This is a genomic window from Streptomyces sp. SudanB182_2057 (genome assembly GCF_964272715.1).
In the GTDB taxonomy this organism is placed as follows: domain Bacteria; phylum Actinomycetota; class Actinomycetes; order Streptomycetales; family Streptomycetaceae; genus Streptomyces; species Streptomyces rubradiris.
The window spans coordinates 7,213,922-7,231,959 of record NZ_OZ186798.1 but is presented as its reverse complement, the minus strand read 5'-3'; the positions used below and the strand labels follow the sequence as shown (position 1 = coordinate 7,231,959).

Here is an 18,038-nt window from a genome sequence, read left to right as displayed (position 1 = left end):
ACCATGCACTGGCCCACACCCACCAGGAGGTCGCGATGACCACCCACGCCTCCGACGCGCAGGTGGTGTTCGTCGGCTACAACGCGGCCTACCTGCGCGCGATCGACGGGAACGTGCCCAGCGGGTCCGTCGTGGTGATCGAGGAACCCGACATCATCCGCAAGCGCGAACTGCGGGACGCCGCGGACCGGTTCGACTGCCTGGACCGGATCGTCCCCGCGAGCTACCAGCAGTCGGCCGAGGCCCTGGACCTGGCCGCCGAGCTGACGGCCACGCGTCCGGTGGCCGCCGTCGTCCCCGGTCTGGAGTACGCGGTGCCCGCGACGGCCGCGCTGGCCGAGAAGCTGGGGCTGCCGGGAGCGACCGAGGCGGCCGCGCAGGCGCTGCGCGACAAGGTGCGGCTGCGCGAGGTCTCCGGTGCCGGCGGCGTCCGCAATCCGCGCTGGCGCGAGGTGCACGGGCCCGAGGACATCCTGGAGTTCGCCGACGGCGGTCCCGTGGTCGTCAAGCCGGCGAACCGGCAGGCGAGTGTGGGCGTACAACTTCTGGACTCCGTCGACGCGGCGAGCGCTGCCGAGGCGTGGGAGCGGACCTCGTCCGCCGCCGAGTACGAGCAGGTGCCCGACCGGGCGCTGGCGTGGCGCTTCCTCGCCGAGGAACGCCTGCGCGGGCCCGAGTTCAGCGTCGAGGCACTGGTGCGCGAGGGTGAGGTCATCTTCGAGAACGTCACCGCCAAGACCGTCGTCCCCGGGCCCTATCCGGTGGAACAGGGCCACCTGCTGCCCGCTCCCCTGGACTCCGGCACGCAGGACGCGTTCCGGACGGCCCTGCGGAAGCTGGTCGCCGCGACCGGCTTCGGGACGGGCATCCTGCACGCCGAGTGGATCCTCACCGAGGAGGGCCCCACACTGGTCGAATGCGCCGGCCGCTGCCCCGGTGACTACCTGATCGACCTCATCGACCTGGCCTACGGCACCCGGATCCGGCTGACCCTCATCGACCTGCTCGCGGGCCGTCCGGTCACACTGCCCCGGTCCGCGCGGCGGACGTCGGCCATCCGGTTCCTGGCCGCCGAGCCGGGCACCGTCACCGGGATCACCGGCCTGGACGAGGCACAGCGGATGCCCGGCGTGCACGTCGCGGAGGTCGATGTGGAGGCCGGCCAGGAAGTGCGGGTCTGGGCGTCGTCCTGGGACCGGGCCGGGCACGTCATCGCGACCGGACCGGACGCGGAGACCACCCGACGACGCGTTCTCGACGCGGACGCCGCCATCCGCATCGCAACCGATTGAGGAAAGACATGTCTGCTGTGTGGCAACGCGTCCGCGGATGGCGCGGCTCGATGCCCGGAGGGTCGGTCGGTCTGCGGCTGGCCGTGATGGCGATGATCGACGCGGTGGGCACGGGTGCCTTCCTGGCCGTGTCCGTGCCGTTCATCACCCGGTCGGTCCACCTGTCGGAGGGCAACCTCGGACTGGGCCTGACCCTCTCCGCCGCCGTCGCCCTTGCCACGGCCATCCCGATCGGCGTCCTGGCCGACCGGATCGGCCCGAAGAAGGTGCTGGTCGGGGTGAGCCTGTGGCGCTGCGCCTGCTTCGTGGTCTACCCGTTCGTGCAGAACCTGTGGCAGTTCCTGACCGTGGTGTGCCTGCTCGGCCTGGTCGACAAGGCGGCGGCACCGATGGAACAGGCCCTGGTCGGGCAGGTCACGGCGACCGAGGACCGGGTCAGGGTCGTCGCGATCCTCCGGTCGCTGCGCAACGTCGGCTTCACCGTGGGCGCCCTGCTCGGCGGCATCGGGCTGCTGATCGACACCAGGCCCGGATACGCCGCGATCCTGCTGGTCAACGCCGCCTCGTTCGCCGTGCTCGCGACCCTGGCCGCGCGGCTGCCGCTGCTCAGCGCCCCGGCGAAGAGCCTGCGCCGGCGCTTCTCGGTCAGTGTGCTGCGGGATGGGTCGTTCCTGTCGTTCACCGGAATCAACGCCGTGCTCACCATGCACATGACCCTGCTGAGCATCGGCATCCCGCTGTGGATCGTGAAGCACACCGACGTCTCCTCGGCGCTCATCTCCCCCCTGGTGGCGGTCAACACCGTGCTCGCGGTCGCCCTCCAGGTGTGGGCCAGCCGCGACACCGACACCATCGCGGGCGCCGCCCGGGCCCTGGTCCGGGCCGGCATCTCGCTCGCGCTCTGCTGCCTGCTGCTCCTCACCGCACCGAAACTGCCGGTGGTCCTGGCCGTCGGCGTGCTGCTGCTGGCCATGATCGCGCTGACCGGCGGCGAGCTGTTCCAGTCCGCCGGCGGCTGGGGCGGCTCCTATCTGCTCGCCGCGCCCGGCCAGGAGGGCGTCTACCTCTCGGTCTTCTGGCTCGGCGTGGCCATCCAGCAGATCGCCGCACCGATCCTGGTCAGCCTGGTCGTCACGACCGGCACCTTGGGCTGGGTCGTGCTGGCCGCGCTGTTCGCCGTCTGCGGCCTCGCCGCGCCGGCCATCGGCCGCTGGGCGCAGGCCCGGGCCGACAGCAGGCCCCAGCCGGACCCGAACCTGGCCGAGGCCACGTAACCACCCATACCACCCCTGAACCGCCGGCCCGCTCCACCGAGCCGGCACTGTGTGAACACCATTTAAGGAGAGACATGTCCGTTCCGCTGTACGTTCCGTCGGGCGAAGGCGAGTTCGTCAACATCCGCGACACCAAGAGGACGTACCTCAAGCTCACCACGGCGGACTCCGACGGCGAGTTCGGCTTCTTCGAGCACCACATGGCGCCGGAGGCGAGCGGTGCCAGCCCGCACATCCACAAGAAGTCCACCGAGATGTTCTACGTGGTCAAGGGCGAGATCGAGTTCACCATCGGCGACCGCAAGGTGGTGGGTGAGCCGGGCGCGTTCGCCTACGTGCCCAAGGGTGAGCCGCACGGCTTCACCAACCGGGGCAACACGGACGCCACGCTGCTGATCATGTTCTACCCGATCTACAACCGCGAGGACTACTTCCGCGGCCTGGGGCGTCTGACGGCCAACGGCCGCAACCCCAGCCTGGAGGAGCTGCAGGAGCACATGGCGAAGTACGACCAGTTCATGGTCTGACCCGCCGGCAGACGGCACGGTCCGACCCGCCGGCCGGCGGCGCGCTTCGGCCGCCGGCCGGCCGCGACGAAACGGGGCCTGGCAGCGTTTCCGCCGCCAGGCCCCGGTGTGCGTCCCGGCGTCAGTCGCCCGCACTGTTCCTCACCCGGAAGCGCCACTGCAACTCCCGTACCTGCTCGGCGAGTTCCGGCACCGGGCCCGCCACCTCCTGCCCGGGGACGATGTCCTGGACGGACAGCGGGGCCAGGGGCGAGGTGATCGGCACGCCCCACTCGGCCTTCCAGTCCCGGGCCTGCTGGGACGAGCTCGCGTACACGATGCGGCCCAGTCCGGCCCAGGCGTGGGCGGCCGCGCACATCGGGCAGTGCTCACCGGAGGTGTACACGGTCGCCGTGGCCCGCTCCTCGGGACTCAGGTGGGTCACGGCCCAGCGGACGAGCTCGAACTCGGGGTGCCGGGTCGGGTCGCCCGTGGTGGTCTCGCGGTTGCGGTCCTCGGCGAGGATCTTGCCGTCGGCGCCGACGAGCACCGAGCCGAACGGCCAGTCGCCGGCGTCCACCGCCTCCGCGGCCAGCTCGACGCAGCGGCGCAGGTAGGGCAGTTCGGCCTCGTCGACGGTGCCGGCCCGGCCGGTGCCGTTCTGGGAAGGGTCGTGGTCGTTGGGGGCCACTGTGACTCCGTCTCTGTGGGAGGTGCGGTTACGGCCGGTGCGCGGCGAGGATGGCCAGGGCCTGCCATGCCTCTTCGGGGCGCAGGGTCTCGTTCGGGTCACCGAGGTACGGGTCGACCAGCACGGTCTCGGCCCCGGCCCGGCGCAGTTCCTCGATGTCCTCGAGAACCTGCTCGAGGGTTCCGGTGCCGGCCCGCCGATCGGGGTCGTCGATCGGCTTTTCGGTCAGCTGGAGATAGATGCGCGGCGCCAACTCCGGGTCCGGACGGCCGAGTTCGGCGGCGATATTCCTCAGCTGCGGCAGGGCCTCACGGAACCAGGACATGGTGAACCGCAGGGGGTGCCAGGGATAACCGAAACGAACGGCGCGCCGCATGCCGGCAACGCTGTTTCCGCCGACCCAGATCGGAATCTTTCCGCTGCCGTAGTCGGCCTCGTCGTCCCACGCGGTGCGCAGGGTCCGCAGGAGTTCGTCGGTCAGCGCGCCGCGCCGTTCGAACGGGACGTCCAGCGCCGCGAACTCCTCGCGGGCCCAGCCGACGCCGACGCCGACGATCAGGCGTCCGCCGCTGAGTTGGTGCAGGTTGGCCGCCATGCGGGCGACCAGCAGGGGGTGCCGGTAAGGCGCGATGAGGACCGTCGTGCCCAGCTGGATCCGGGTCGTGATCCCGGCCAGCCAGGCGAGCGTGGTGACGGGTTCGTAAAAGGGCGCCGGATATTGTTTCGCCACATCCGAAGTGATCACCACGTGGTCGGAGAGCATCAACAGGTCGAAACCCAGACCCTCCGATGTCTTGGCCCAGCGGGCCAGGTTGTCCGGGGTGGCACCCGGACCGAAGTTGGGAACATTCACGCCTATCCGCATGGACCCACACTAGCAACTGCACGTCAGCGGTGGGCAGTTGACCGAAGGCCGTACGGCGGCGAAATCCACGGAAAAGCGGCGCATTTCCCTCGCGGGGGGGCTACGGATTTCCCGGCTTCCGACTGCCGTGCGCCACAAGGAGGGAGAGGGGAAGGAATACGGCCAGACCGACCGCCGTGGCCGAAAAGCGAGGAGGGGCCGCCTGCGAGCGCATGACGGCCACCCCCAGGCAGTCGCGGAGCCGGATGAGGCCGTCGCGCAGCCGGGTCTTCACCGTGCCCAGCGGCAGCACCAGCGCGTCAGCGACCTGCCGGTACGTCAGGCCGCGGTAGTAGGCGAGCGTGACCGCCTGCCGTTGCGGCTCGGTCAGGGTGCGCGGGCAGCGCCGTACCTGTTCCCCGCCGGCACCGCCCGGCCGAGGGACGAGCAGTGGGCGTAGTCGACGCGGATGCCCGGGGCGGCCCCTGGTGGCGTAGGCGGGGCCGTGAGGGTTATCCGACGGGCATGGCGAGGCTTCATCTTCCAAGGCGGAAAGCACATCGCGGCGGCGACGAGGCGCCGGCACCCGAGGAGGTCGGGCCCGGGCCCGAGGTGGAGCGTCGGGCACCGGACACGCCGACGGAGCTGTCCAAGCGGGCCTGGCGCGGTGTGCTCAAGGGAGCGTTGCGGGAGTTCAAGGACGATGAACTGGCCGACCGGGCGGCGGCTTTGACGTACTACGGGGTGCTGTCGCTGTTCCCGGCGCTGTTGGTACTCGTGTCCCTGCTGGGTGTCACCGGCGAGTCCGCGACCGACGCGGTGCTGTCCAACATCCGGAAACTCGCTCCCGGTTCGGCCCGGGACATCATCACGAGGGCCGTGGAGCAGTTGCGCGACAACGCCGGCGTCGGCTCCGTCATGGCCGTCGTCGGCATTGTCCTGGCGGTGTGGTCGGCCTCCGGCTATGTGGCCGCGTTCATCCGCGCGGCGAACGCCGTCTACGACATGCCGGAGGGCCGCCCTGTGTGGAAGGTGCTTCCCGTACGGCTGGGCGTGACGGTCGTGCTGATGGTGCTGGCCGTGGTCAGTGCGCTGATCGTGGTGTTCACCGGCGGCCTGGCCCGCCACGCCGGTACCGCTCTGGGGATCGGGGACACGGCCCTGACGGTGTGGTCGATCGCCAAGTGGCCGGTTCTTGTGGTCCTGGCCTCCGTCATGATCGCGATCCTGTACTGGGCGTGCCCCAACGCGAAGGTGAAGGGCTTGAGGTGGATCACCCCGGGCAGCCTCCTCGCCCTCGTCATCTGGATGATCGCGTCTGCCGCGTTCGCCTTCTACGTCACGAACTTCGCCTCCTACAACAAGACGTACGGGACCATGGCCGGCGTCATCGTGTTCCTCGTCTGGCTGTGGCTCACCAATCTGGCCATCCTCCTGGGCCTGGAGTTCGACGCCGAGACCGTACGCCAGAGGGCCATCGCGGGCGGCCTGCCGCCTGACACCGAGCCGTACACCCAGCCCCGCGACACCCGGAAGTGGGACGAGGACGACCGGCGTCGACTGGGCGAGGTCTGACCGGTCACGCGACGGCCCAGCGAACCCCGCGGGCGTCAACGAGGTGCTGCCGACGGTGGAGAGACGCCCGAGATCGCGAAGTCCGAGTCCGGACGAAGTACGCGCGGGATATTGACACTCGCTGTACGCGCTGGCTTCATGAACCAGTGTTTGGGAGCGCTCCCATCCATTTTTGTCTCCACCCCCCGAACCACGCGCCGCAGCACGAACTCCCCTCTCCTGTCTGCCCACCGCACGGAAGGAACGTCCGTTGCGCCCGCTCTCCTTCCTCACCCCCCGAAGACGCTCCGCGCCCTCCGCGGCGGCTCCCGAGACCTGCCCGGCGGTTCCGGCCGGTGCCCGACGCTCCCGACTGGTGAGTGCGTGGGGAGCCGCGGTCGCCGTCGTCGCCGGCCTCCTGCTGCCGTCGGCCGCCTCCGGCCCCTCCTCCGCGGCGCCGACCGCCTTCAACTACGGCGAGGCGCTGCAGAAGTCGCTCTGGTTCTACGACGCGCAGCGGTCGGGGAAGCTCCCGGACGACAACCGCGTCTCCTGGCGCGGCGACTCCGCCCTCAACGACGGCAAGGACGCCGGCCTCGACCTGACCGGCGGGTGGTACGACGCCGGGGACCACGTCAAGTTCGGCCTGCCCATGGCCTTTTCCGCCACCCTGCTCGCCTGGGGCGGCGTCGAGCAGAAGTCCGCCTACGCCACCTCCGGCCAGCTCCGGTACCTCCAGGACAACCTGCGCTTCGTCAACGACTACTTCATCAAGGCGCACCCGTCAGCGAACGTGCTGTACGGCCAGGTCGGCAACGGCGCCGACGACCACAAGTGGTGGGGGCCGGCCGAAGTCATGCCGATGGCACGGCCCGCCTACAAGATCGACGCTTCCTGCCCGGGCTCCGACCTGGCCGGCCAGACCGCCGCGGCCATGGCGTCGTCCTCCATGGTGTTCGCCGACAGCGACCCGGCGTACGCGAGCGAACTGCTCACCCACGCCAAGCAGTTGTACGCGTTCGCCGACACCTACCGCGGCAAGTACAGCGACTGCGTCACCGACGCCCAGGCGTACTACAACTCCTGGAGCGGCTACAACGACGAGCTGGTCTGGGGTGCCGTCTGGCTGTACAAGGCGACCGGTGACGCCGCGTACCTGGCGAAGGCCGAAGCGGCCTACGACAAGCTGTCGACCGAGCCCCAGACGACCACCCGCTCCTACCGCTGGACGCTCTCCTGGGACGACACCTCCTACGGCTCGTACGTGCTCCTCGCCCAACTCACCGGCAAGCAGCGCTACGTCGACGACGCCAACCGCTGGCTGGACTGGTGGACGGTCGGTGTCAACGGGACCAAGGTGCGCTACTCCCCCGGTGGGCAGGCGGTCCTCGACAGCTGGGGATCGCTGCGGTACGCCGCCAACACCGCGTTCGCCGCGCTGTCGTACTCCGACTGGCTGACCGGCGACCCGGTGCGCAAGGCCCGATACCACGACTTCGCGGTCCGGCAGATCGACTACGCGCTCGGCGACAACCCGCGCAAGTCCAGTTACGTCGTCGGCTTCGGCGCGAACCCGCCGACGAAACCGCACCACCGGACCGGTCACGGCTCGTGGACCGACCAGCTCACCAGCCCGGTGGACAACCGGCACGTCCTGTACGGCGCGCTGGTCGGCGGGCCGAGCGCGGCGGACGACGCGTACACCGACGACCGGTCCAACTACGTGAACAACGAGGTGGCCACGGACTACAACGCGGCCTTCACCGGTGCCCTGGCCCGCTTGTACGCCGAGTACGGCGGCAGCCCGCTCGCCGGCTTCCCCCAGGCCGAGAAACCGGACGGCCCCGAGATCTCGGTCCAGGCGTCCGTGAACGCCTCGGGTCCCGGCTTCACCGAGATCAAGGCGTACCTGGTCAACAAGTCGGCGTGGCCCGCACGCGCGCTGACGCACGCTTCCCTGCGCTACTACTTCACCCTCGACGGCGGGGCGACGCCCGACCAGATCAGCACCACCACCAACTACAACCAGTGCGGCAAGGTGACCGGTCCGACGCGCTTCGAGGGCGACGTCTACTTCGTCACCGTGGACTGCTCCAACGCGGTGATCGCTCCGGCGGGCCAGTCGGCGTACCGGAAGGAGGTGCAGTTCCGCATCGCCTCGGCCGGGGCGTGGAACCCCGCGGACGACTGGTCCTACCAGGCCCTCCCGACGACGCCGGGCAGCACGCCGGTGGACGCGCCGCACATCGTGCTGGCGGAGGGCGCGGACACGCAGTGGGGCGCGGAGCCCGACGGCACCACACCCACACCCACACCCACTCCGACCCCTACTCCGACGCCCACACCCACCCCAACGCCCACCCCCACGCCGACGTCCCCCTCCACCCGGTGCGCCGTGACCTACACCGTCACCAGCGCCTGGAACGGTGGCTTCACCGCCGATGTCGGCGTGCGCAACACCGGCACGACGGCGGTCGACGGATGGCGGCTCGGGTTCTCGTTCAAGGGCACCGAGAAGGTGACGAACGCCTGGAACGCCACCGTCTCCCAGGCCGGATCCGACGTCACCGCCACGAACAGCGCGCACAACGCCACGATCCCACCGGGCTCCGGCGTGAGCTTCGGTTTCCAGGGCACGGGCACCCCCGCCGGGACACCCGCGGCCTTCACACTGAACGGAAAGGACTGCGGCTGAACGGTGGTCCGTTGACGACGAGCGGCCATGGCAGCACAAGGACGAACAACGGTGACTGCCATGGCGTGTGCGGCTGCCGAGGGGGCTACTTCTGCCGGTAGTTCTGCCTGGTCCGCCCTCGCCTGTGCGTGATCGACTGGCCGGAGGCGCTGGGGGTTGCCGCATCTCTCTCCTCGCCGTCACGACCGTTCACTTGACGAAGGAGCACGCACATGCGCAGGTTCAGGAGTGTCCTCGCGGCAGCCGTGACCCTTGCCGCGTTCGCAGGGGTGGGGGTCGCAGCGGCGCCGGCGCAGGCCGCGACCTACTGCACGAACAAGGGCCAGAAGTACTTCTGCGAGTACGGCGTCTCGACCACGAAGATGGCCAACGGGACGAAGGAGGAGTTCGTCGTCGGCAGCGATCACGCGGTGTGGACCAACTGGACCTACCCAGACGGCTCCTGGAACGGTTGGGTCTCCATGGACGGATGGGTCCAGAGCCGCATCGAGGCCGATGCCGAGCAGAAGACTGCCGACTCCTGGATCTCCATATCGGCCGTCGGCGGGGACGGCAACCGCTGGTTCCGCGTTCGCTACGGGAACGGTACGTGGTCCGACTGGCAGGTGAGCTGCTTCGTCGAACCCAACGGCCGCTTCTGCCCGTAACCTCCGTGCGCGCCGGCCCAAGCGTACGTTCCACCGCACCACGCCGAGCAGTCACAAGGCGCTTGGGAGAGGCGACCACTCGCCGTACCGCTGACCGCAGAGCTGCCAACTCGTCCGCGACAGAGGCTGCGGTCCTGTGTGCAGTTACTTCAGCGAACGGCTTGTCCGCCGGTTCCGTCCCAGAACCACGCTTGTCGTCGGTCTCGTTGCCGGTGCCGGGAGCGCCATCTCCCTCGCAACCGCGACGGCTTTGGACGCGGGCCTGGCCACCGTCCTCTCCCTTCTGCTGGTGACGGTGTCCACCGTCTCGCTGGTCCAGCCCACGGCCACCGCGCTCGCCCTGTCCGAGCAGGGGCGCCGGGCAGGCGCGGCATCGGGTTTGCTCGGTCTGGTGCAGTTCGGTACCGGCGGGGCCGTCGCCCCCCCTGGCTTCCCTCGTCGGGTCCACCGCCGTGGTCATGACCACCGCGATGGCGGCCGTTGTTCTCCTCGCCGTGATGGTGCTCTGGGCGATCCGCCCGCACGCGACGGACCACGAGCACGAGCTGCCGGCCCGGGCCGCCACGTGCCCCGCTCCGTCACCCGACGGCCTGCGAGCCGGTCGAGAAGCAAGCGAGTAGACAGGTGGACCGAGCGGGGGCGGGTCCCGGGGTGACCGTCCTTGGGTCAGAACGCGTCGGGAGCCGTGGCTCGGCCGGCCTGGCGGGTCGGGCTGTCGGACGGTGCGGGGGGCAGTTGAGCCGGGCTGACCAGTTCGCCCAGCACCTCGGTCATGAAGTGGACCAGCCACCGCTGCGCGGGGCTGCGCGAGGTCTCATGGCGTGCGTAGAGGGCCACCTCGATCGGCTCGGTCTCGAACGGCAGCCGGACCAGGCGTACCCGATGCGAGGCGCTCAAGACCTCCCCCGCGTACTCGGGAACGATGGCTATCAGGTCCGTTTGCTCCAGCAGATGGGGAAGCATCGAAATGCGGGTCGCCTCCACGGCCACCCGGTCCAGCAGCCCGTGCGCTGCCAGCAGGGCGCGCGGCTCCTCGTGACCGCTCGGACCGAACACGGTCGCATGGTGCTCGTTCGCCAGTTCCGCCATGGTCACCGCCTCCTCCCTGAGGCGTGGGTGATCGGCGGCGACCATGCCCACATGCCGCTCACGGAACAGCGGAATGCGCACCGTCCGGTGGGAGGTCAGCACCGGAGTCGCCAGGAAGACATCGACATCGCCCCGGCGCAGCTGCCGTTCGGCCTCGTCCACGTCCAACGGCCTGACGGTGAACGAGACGCGCGGCGCCCGCTCACGCGCGGCCGCCAGCAGACGCGGGAAGAGGGTCGCCTCGCCCACGTCGGACAGGGCAAGGGTGAAACGACCGGGCATGGTGCCCGGCTCGAAGCGCTCAGCCTGCCCGATCGCGCCGTCGATGTCCGCCAGGGCCCGCTGCAAAGGCTCGTACAGCCGCCGGGCGCCGGCCGTCGGCGCCAGCCCCCGTCCGGTGCGCCGGAACAGCTCGTCGTCGAAGTGCCGGCGAAGCTTCGCCAGGCTGTAGCTGACCGTGGGCTGGGTGAGATGAAGCGTCTCCGCGGTGACCGTGGTACTGCCCGTCTCGTACAGCAGCACGAAGACTCGGGCCAGGTTCAGGTCGAACTCCTTCATATCGATGCACTCTATATCGAGGTGCCAAAACATCTATTGGTATCTATGTCGAGGCAGCGCCTAGCGTGGCGCATGTCATCGCCGAAAGGAACGACAGTGCCCTCCGTACGCCGCGTCGCCCACGAGTTCCTGCAGCGCCAAGGGCTCACCACTGTCTTCGGCAACCCCGGTTCCAACGAGCTGCCCTTCCTCGCCGACCTGCCCGACGGCTTCCGTTACGTTCTCGGCCTCCACGAGGGTGCGGTCCTGGGCATGGCCGACGGTTACGCCCAGGCGACCGGACGGCCGGTACTGGTCAACCTGCACGCCGCTTCCGGGTCCGGGAACGCGATGGGCGCGCTGACGAACGCCGTGGCCTCTCGCACCCCGCTCGTGGTCATGGCAGGCCAGCAGGTGCGGTCCGCCATCGGCCCCGAGGCCAACCTCACCAACGTCGATGCCACCGCGCTGATGAAACCCCTCGTCGGCTGGGCCGCGGAGCCCGCGTGCGCCCAGGACGTGCCGCGCGCGCTCGCCCAGGCAGTCTTCGAGGCGCGACTGCAGCGGCGGCCGACGTATCTCTCCGTCCCGTACGACGATTGGGCCGCCGACTGCGACGACAACGCCACAGCGGTGCTCGACCGGCGGGTCCAGCGCGCCTCCGTGCCCGGTGCGGAGCAGGGGCGCCGGCTCATCGAGCAGGTCACCGCCGCCCGGCGGCCCGCGCTCGTGCTGGGCGGCGACATCGACTCGGCCGGTCTCTTCGACGACGCCGTCCGGCTGGCGGAACGCCTGGGCGGGCCGGTGTGGGCGGCACCGTCACAGTTCCGGCTGCCCTTCCCCAACCGGCACCCGCTGTTCCGTGGCGTGCTTCCCGCGGGCATCGCCCCGATATGCGAGGCTTTCGAGGGCCACGACCTGGTGCTGGTTCTGGGCGCGCCCGTCTTCCGGTACCACCAGTATCTTCCCGGCCGGTACCTGCCGGAGGGGACACGGCTGGTCCAGGTCACCGAGGACGCCTCCGCCGCCGCGCGGGCCCCGATGGGCGAGGCACTGGTTGCCGACCCGGGATGTGTCATCGACCTGCTGCTGAAGGAGTTCGACGCACCTGCGAAACCCGCGCCCGCGTACCGGCCCGCGCCCGAACCGCACACCGCTGACGGCGGACGGTTGCACCCCGATCAGGTGTTCGCCGCGTTGCGCGACGAGCTGCCCCAGGACACCGCGTACGTGGTGGAGTCGACCTCGACCACCGACTCGTGGTGGCGTCAGATGGACCTGCGCCGGCCCGGCTCGTACTACTTTCCCGCCGCGGGCGGGCTCGGCTTCGGACTGCCGGGTGCGGTCGGCGTGGCGATGGCACACCCGGACCGGCCGGTCGTCGGCGTGATCGGCGACGGCTCGGCCAACTACGGCATCACCGCCCTGTGGACGGCCGCCCGGCACCGGGTGCCGTTGACCGTCGTCCTGCTGCGCAACGGCACGTACGGAGCACTGCGCTGGTTCGGCGGGCTGCTCGGCGTCCCGGACACACCCGGACTGGACATACCTGGCATCGACTTCACCCGCATCGCGGAGGGCTACGGCGTCGCCTCCCGGCAGGTGAGCAACGTCGAGGAACTGCGCACGGTCCTCGCCGAGCAGCCGGACGGTCCCCGCCTCGTCCAGGTCGACACGGCCCTGACCACACCCTCCTGACATCCGCGCCCATCACCACCGGACCACCCCACGCCCCCCTCCCTTGCAGAAAGGCACACCGATGACACTTCTGAACGCCGAGGTATGGGACAGGAAGTTCTACAGTGACGGCTGGCAGGACTCCGCCCACGACTATCCGGTGATCGAGCCGGCCACCGGCAACGCACTCGGCACGGTGGGCCTGGCCACGCCCAAGGACGTGAACCACGCCGCCGCGCGCGCCGCCGAAGCGCAGCGGAGCTGGGCGGCGGCCTCCCCGCAGCAGCGAGCCGCGGTCCTGCGCCGCGCGGGCGAGTTGTTCACCGCCCACGCCGCGGAGATAGAGGACTGGCTGGTGCGCGAGGCCGGGTCCACGCGGGCCAAGGCGGCCGCCGAGACACAGCTCGCCGTCGGTGAGTGCTTCGAGTGCGCGACACTACCGACCCATCCCCAGGGCGAAGTCCTCACCTCCGAGGAAGCCCGTTGGTCACTCGCCCGCCGTCGTCCCGCCGGCGTCGTCAGCGTCATCGCGCCGTTCAACTTCCCGCTCGTGCTCGGCCTGCGTTCGGTGGCGCCCGCGCTCGCCCTGGGCAACGCCGTGCTGCTCAAGCCGGATCCGCGCACCGCGGTGAGCGGTGGCGTCGTCATCGCACGCATCTTCGAGGAGGCCGGGCTGCCGGCCGGTGTACTGCACCTGCTGCCGGGCGACGGCTCGGTCGGCCAGGCGGTCGTGGAGGCACCCGAGGTCCGGGTGATCTCCTTCACCGGCTCCACGCCGGTCGGACGGGCGATCGGCGAGCAGGCGGGACGCCTGCTCAAGCGCGCCCACCTCGAACTGGGCGGGAACAACGCGCTGGTCGTGCTGCCCGGAGCGGACGTGCGGAAGGCCGCTTCCGCGGGCGCGTTCGGCTCCTACATGCACCAGGGCCAGATCTGCATGACCACCGGCCGCCACATCGTCCACGAGTCGCTGGTCGAGGAGTACACCGCCGTACTCGCCGCGAAGGCGAAGGCGCTGCCGGTCGGTGACCCCGCCCGTGAGGAGGTGGCGCTCGGCCCGATCATCGACCGGCGCCAGCTCGAACGCGTGCACGGCATTGTGACGGCGAGCGTCACGGCCGGTGCCACCCTTGCCGCGGGCGGGGAGATGGACGGCGCCGGTTACCGCGCCACCGTGCTCACCGGCTTGACGACCGACATGCCGGCGTGGCGCGAGGAGATCTTCGGACCCGTCGCCCCTGTCATCGGCTTCTCGACGCTCGAGGAAGCCGCGCGGATCGTCAACGACTGCGAGTACGGACTGTCGGTCGGCATCCTCGGTGACGTCGGGACGGCCATGAAGCTCGCCGACCGGATCGACTCCGGCAAGGTCCACATCAACGAACAGACCGTCAACGACGAACCCAACGCCCCGTTCGGCGGGGTCAAAGCCTCCGGCACCGGCAGCCGTTTCGGCGGTGCCGCGGCCAACATCGAGGCATTCACCGAGACCCAGTGGGTCACCGTCCGTCCGGACATCGCGGACTACCCGTTCTGATTCCGGCACGGCGCCTGATCTCCTCCAAGCGTCTTCACGGCCCCTCGGTCCCGGGCATCGGACCGGGTCGGTCCCTGTCGGGACACTGCCACTCCGCCGCCTCCGGACGGAGACAGTCGTCGAACCCCGGGAGCAGGCCACGGCGGCGGCCCGGGAGGAGGCGGCCGCCCCGTACCCGGTCGAGCGAGGGCGTTCAGCGCTCCGAGAACTCGCCGGCCCGGTTCGCCCAGGCGGCAGCGCGGCGTCGAAGGCACGATGACGAGACCGACGGCGTCCGCTCTCGCGGGCCGCTCCGACCAGCTCCAGCAGGCCCAACTGCCGAGCTGTGAGCCACACTCAAGCTGAGATGATCAGTTAGAAGTCGTCCGCGCCGTTGCGGAGTTCCGGGGTCCAGTAGCCGGTGAGGGCCTTGGCCGGGTCGACGGCGATGCCGTCGCTGCCGGGTGCGGTGACGGCGATGACCGTGGAGTCGCCCTCCAGCTGCACGGAGAACGCCGACACAGGTTCGTTGTCCTCGTCGACCCCGCCGTCCGACAGCTTCACCAGGGCGTAGGCCGGGGCCCCGGCCGTGAGCACGGCCGGCGTGGCCGGCTTGCTCTTGGCGACGGCCGGGACGTCCTGCTTGTGGCTCTCCAGGAACTGGATGTGCGGGAAGCCCGTCAGTCGGCAGGAGTGCCCGGAGGTGTTGCGCGCCGTGAGGACGATGTGGGTGTAGGGCGGGCCGTCCTGCGTGGCGGCGGTGACCCGGACGTCCCGCGCGGCGCAGACCGGGGTGGCGGCCGTCCCGCGCCCACCGGTGGCGCCGGTGGCGCCGGTCGAGGAAGCGCCGGTGGAGCCCTTCGCCCCCGCCGAGCGCGCGGAGGCGGCCGACCCCGCCGCCTCGGAGGTGACCGTGTCCTTGGCGGCCGTCGTCGCGCCGGCCGCCGGGGACGACGCCACCGTGACCGACGTGGTCGGCCGGGACGACGACGTGCCGCCGGAGTCGCTCTGGCAGGCGGTGAGCGACAAGGCGAGAGCCGTGCCCGCGACGGCGAGCAGCGTGGAGCGGTGCAGCGTGTTCATGGAGAGGTCCCCCGTGCGTGGTGCAGGCCGCGGTGCGGTGCCGCCGGCCCGGATGGTGATGCCGGTCGGTCGACGACGGAGGGCGTCCTGGCCCGAGCGGCCCGGTGCCCCACAGGTCCGTCCGCCGGGACGGCCGGACCCGCGCAGGCCCGTGAACAGGCACTCCGTGTCGGCCTTCAGTCGACCACGTCCGGTTGTCCTCGCCCAGGCAGTTCCACCGGCAGAAGTACGGTCGGCGATACTTCTGCCGGGGAGCTCTCAACCAGACGAGCCGGACGATCAGGAATGCACGGTGCACGACGGCACGTCTTCGGGCAGGAACTTCGGGCAGCGGTTGCGGGCCTTGCGGTTGAACGCCGGAATGAGCCAGGAGGCGCTGTCCCACGAGGCCGGCGTGAGCGTGCGGGCACTGGCGGACATGGAGCGCGGGCGGACCCGGGGCCCCCAGCGCCGTACGGTGCGGGCGCTGGCGGAGGCGCTGGGCCTGGATGCGGCTGAGGCCGGCGAGCTGGAGGATGCCGCGAGCCTTGGCCGGCCCCGCCCCTGCCGGTCGGCGGACGCCGCCGCCCGGCTGTCCGCCACCGAGCCGGCGGCCGCCATGACCACGCGTGCACCTGACCTGCTACCGCGCGCACCGCGCGGCTTCCACGGCCGGGCGTCGGAGCTCGCGGCCCTGACCCGGGCTACCGCGGGCGAGGCCCCGGTCTGCTTGGTCGTCGGGCCCGCCGGGGTCGGGAAGACCGCCCTGGTCCTGCACTGGGCCCACCGCGACCCCGCCGGACTCACCGACGGGCGCCTCTATGCCGACCTGCGCGGCTTCAGCGACATGGGCGAGCCGGCCGCCGTCGAGGTGCTGCGCGAGTTCTTGGCGGCCTTGGGCGTGCCGCATGAGCGGATACCGGAGTCGGAGAACGGTGCGGCCGCACTGTTTCGGTCGCTGGCCGCCGACCGCCGGCTGCTGGTCGTCCTGGACAACGCCCGCGACTCCGAACAGGTCAGGCCGCTCCTGCCCGGCGGTGACCACTGCGTCACCGTCGTCACCAGCAGGCACCGGCTGCCAGGGCTGATCGTCAGCGACTCCGCCCGGCCCGTCGCCGTCGACGTCCTCGCTCCCCCGGACGGCACCGCCCTCCTGTCCCGAGTCCTTGGCACGCACCGGGTCCACGCCGAGCCGGCGGCCGCGCGCCGCCTGGCCGAGCTGTGCGGCGGGCTGCCGCTGGCCTTGCGGGTGGTGGCCGCCCGCCTCGCCGGCCGGCCCGACTGGTCCCTGGACTCGATGGCCGCCGAACTGTCGGACCACACACGCCGCCTGGGCCTGCTCGACCTGGAGGACACCGGTGTCCGCGCCGCACTGCACCTGACACTGCGGCAGCTCCCGGCGCCCATCTCCGAGGTGTTCGCCCATCTGGGCCGTCACCCGGGCACACACGTCGACCGGTACGCGGCGGCCGCCCTGGCCGGCACGGACCCGGCGGCCGCCGAGAGCGCCCTGGAGCACCTGACGGCCGCGCACCTGCTCACCGAGACGTCGCCCGGCCGGTGGGCGATGCACGACCTGGTGCGGCTCTACGCCCGCACCCTGGATGCCCACCCCGACACCCTCAAGCGCGTTCTCGACCACTACGTCGCCACGGCCATCGGGGCCGTGGCGGCGGCCGAACCCGGCTCGGAGGACTGTTTCCCGCTCCCGTCCGACTTTCTCGCGCCCGCCGCGGTGCGAAGGTTCGACGACCGCTCCGCCGCCGTGGCCTGGTTCGCCGCCGAGCGCGACAACCTCACCCAAGCGGTCGCCGCGGCCGACGCCGCCCGACTGCACGACAGGACCTGGCGCGTCGTCATGACGATGTGGCCGCTGATCGTGTGGCGTGTGCGCGACGGCTGGGCCCCGCTCCTGCAGACCGCCCTCACGGCCACGCGCGCCGCCGCCGACGAGCACGGCGAGGCCCGGCTGCTCAACGTCCTCGGCTGGGTTCTGACCGAGGAAGACCGCACCCCGGAAGCACTCGTCCACCTGGAGGCCGCGTCCACGCTCGCCGCCCGCGCCGGCGACGCGTTCGCCGAGGCCAACGCCCTGATCGTGCTGGCCATGGCCCAAGCTTCCCTGGGCGGTCTCGAAGAGGCCGCCCACAGCTGCGATCGCGCGGCCGACCTGGCCCGTCAGATCGGCGACCGCAGGATGGAACGCCTCGCCACACAGCACCTCGCCCGCCACCAAGCCGACGCCGGACACTGGCACCAAGCCCTCGCCACCGCGACCCACGCCCTGGCCTTCGAGGACCGGCCCGAGACAACCGACATCCCCCACATCCTGCTGCTTGTCATCAGGGGAGAAGCACTGCTCGGACTCGGGAAACAGGCCGAGGGCATCACCCAGCTCGACCTCGCCGCCCGGGAAGCCGAAGCGGCCGGCTACGACGACGGCGCGCTACGGGCACTCACCGTCCTCCTGCGGGCATCGGCGAACCCGGAGATCCGGGCACGGTACGACGCGGCACTCACACGACTCACCACACGCACCTGAACCCTGAAGATCCCCGCACCTCACGAGTTCGGACCTTTCGAGCAGGACGGGCGCGCTGACGACGCTATCGATGCGGTGGGTGCCGACGACCGGCAGCCTCTCGTCGGCCCGG

General features: G+C 71.0%; 14 protein-coding genes and 1 pseudogene. 10 read left to right on the top strand and 5 right to left on the bottom strand.

The window, feature by feature from the left end; genetic code table 11:
• The first annotated feature begins 35 nt into the window (after positions 1-35).
• The 3 genes from ACSURM_RS32250 to ACSURM_RS32240 all read left to right on the top strand — a co-directional run bounded on the left by ACSURM_RS32250 (position 36) and on the right by ACSURM_RS32240 (position 3,093).
• Entirely contained in the window at positions 36-1,292 is a 1,257-nt protein-coding gene (locus ACSURM_RS32250) for an ATP-grasp domain-containing protein (RefSeq protein ID WP_436959281.1), read from the top strand.
• Between the two features lie 8 nt (positions 1,293-1,300).
• Complete coding sequence (locus ACSURM_RS32245; RefSeq protein WP_436959280.1) at positions 1,301-2,566, top strand: MFS transporter; 1,266 nt, start codon at positions 1,301-1,303, stop codon at positions 2,564-2,566.
• Between the two features lie 74 nt (positions 2,567-2,640).
• The gene (locus tag ACSURM_RS32240) at positions 2,641-3,093 is read left to right on the top strand and encodes a cupin domain-containing protein (RefSeq protein ID WP_381568734.1); all 453 of its coding nucleotides are present in this window, start codon (positions 2,641-2,643) and stop codon (positions 3,091-3,093) included.
• 121 nt (positions 3,094-3,214) lie between these two features.
• On the opposite strand, the gene ACSURM_RS32235 is transcribed toward ACSURM_RS32240, so the two are convergent.
• The 3 genes and pseudogenes from ACSURM_RS32235 to ACSURM_RS32225 all read right to left on the bottom strand — a co-directional run.
• On the bottom strand, positions 3,215-3,763 hold the full coding sequence (locus tag ACSURM_RS32235) for a nucleoside deaminase (protein ID WP_436959279.1): 549 nt from the start codon (positions 3,761-3,763) through the stop codon (positions 3,215-3,217).
• A gap of 28 nt (positions 3,764-3,791) precedes the next feature.
• Positions 3,792-4,628, bottom strand: a complete 837-nt coding sequence (locus ACSURM_RS32230; protein WP_436959278.1) for an LLM class flavin-dependent oxidoreductase — start codon at positions 4,626-4,628, stop codon at positions 3,792-3,794.
• Between the two features lie 220 nt (positions 4,629-4,848).
• Positions 4,849-5,025, bottom strand: a pseudogene (locus ACSURM_RS32225) (sigma factor-like helix-turn-helix DNA-binding protein); the annotation flags it as partial.
• Positions 5,026-5,132: 107 nt separating this feature from the next.
• Between ACSURM_RS32225 and ACSURM_RS32220 the strand changes: the two are divergent.
• From ACSURM_RS32220 to ACSURM_RS32205, 4 genes are all read left to right on the top strand, one after another.
• Positions 5,133-6,182, top strand: a complete 1,050-nt coding sequence (locus tag ACSURM_RS32220; RefSeq protein WP_436959277.1) for a YihY/virulence factor BrkB family protein — start codon at positions 5,133-5,135, stop codon at positions 6,180-6,182.
• Between the two features lie 355 nt (positions 6,183-6,537).
• Positions 6,538-8,856, top strand: a complete 2,319-nt coding sequence (locus ACSURM_RS32215) for a glycoside hydrolase family 9 protein (protein ID WP_436959276.1) — start codon at positions 6,538-6,540, stop codon at positions 8,854-8,856.
• Between the two features lie 212 nt (positions 8,857-9,068).
• Positions 9,069-9,503 carry a hypothetical protein gene (locus ACSURM_RS32210; RefSeq protein WP_436959275.1) on the top strand — a complete coding sequence of 145 codons (435 nt, stop codon included), beginning with the start codon at positions 9,069-9,071 and terminating at the stop codon, positions 9,501-9,503.
• A 458-nt stretch (positions 9,504-9,961) separates the two neighbouring features.
• Positions 9,962-10,123: a hypothetical protein gene (locus ACSURM_RS32205; RefSeq protein ID WP_436959274.1), complete on the top strand. Its 162-nt coding sequence runs from the start codon at positions 9,962-9,964 to the stop codon at positions 10,121-10,123.
• Positions 10,124-10,169: 46 nt separating this feature from the next.
• Here the strand turns inward: ACSURM_RS32205 and ACSURM_RS32200 are convergent, their stop codons facing one another.
• The gene (locus ACSURM_RS32200; protein ID WP_436959273.1) at positions 10,170-11,150 is read right to left on the bottom strand and encodes a LysR family transcriptional regulator; all 981 of its coding nucleotides are present in this window, start codon (positions 11,148-11,150) and stop codon (positions 10,170-10,172) included.
• A gap of 96 nt (positions 11,151-11,246) precedes the next feature.
• Between ACSURM_RS32200 and mdlC the strand changes: the two genes are divergently transcribed.
• Together mdlC and ACSURM_RS32190 are read left to right on the top strand one after the other, a co-directional pair.
• The gene (mdlC, locus tag ACSURM_RS32195; protein ID WP_436959272.1) at positions 11,247-12,827 is read left to right on the top strand and encodes a benzoylformate decarboxylase; all 1,581 of its coding nucleotides are present in this window, start codon (positions 11,247-11,249) and stop codon (positions 12,825-12,827) included.
• A gap of 61 nt (positions 12,828-12,888) precedes the next feature.
• On the top strand, positions 12,889-14,343 hold the full coding sequence (locus ACSURM_RS32190) for a benzaldehyde dehydrogenase (protein ID WP_436959271.1): 1,455 nt from the start codon (positions 12,889-12,891) through the stop codon (positions 14,341-14,343).
• Between the two features lie 354 nt (positions 14,344-14,697).
• Here the strand turns inward: ACSURM_RS32190 and ACSURM_RS32185 are convergent, their stop codons facing one another.
• Positions 14,698-15,405: a DUF4232 domain-containing protein gene (locus ACSURM_RS32185; protein ID WP_436959270.1), complete on the bottom strand. Its 708-nt coding sequence runs from the start codon at positions 15,403-15,405 to the stop codon at positions 14,698-14,700.
• 361 nt (positions 15,406-15,766) lie between these two features.
• Between ACSURM_RS32185 and ACSURM_RS32180 the strand changes: the two genes are divergently transcribed.
• Positions 15,767-17,926: an ATP-binding protein gene (locus tag ACSURM_RS32180; RefSeq protein WP_436959269.1), complete on the top strand. Its 2,160-nt coding sequence runs from the start codon at positions 15,767-15,769 to the stop codon at positions 17,924-17,926.
• Positions 17,927-18,038 lie beyond the last annotated feature (112 nt).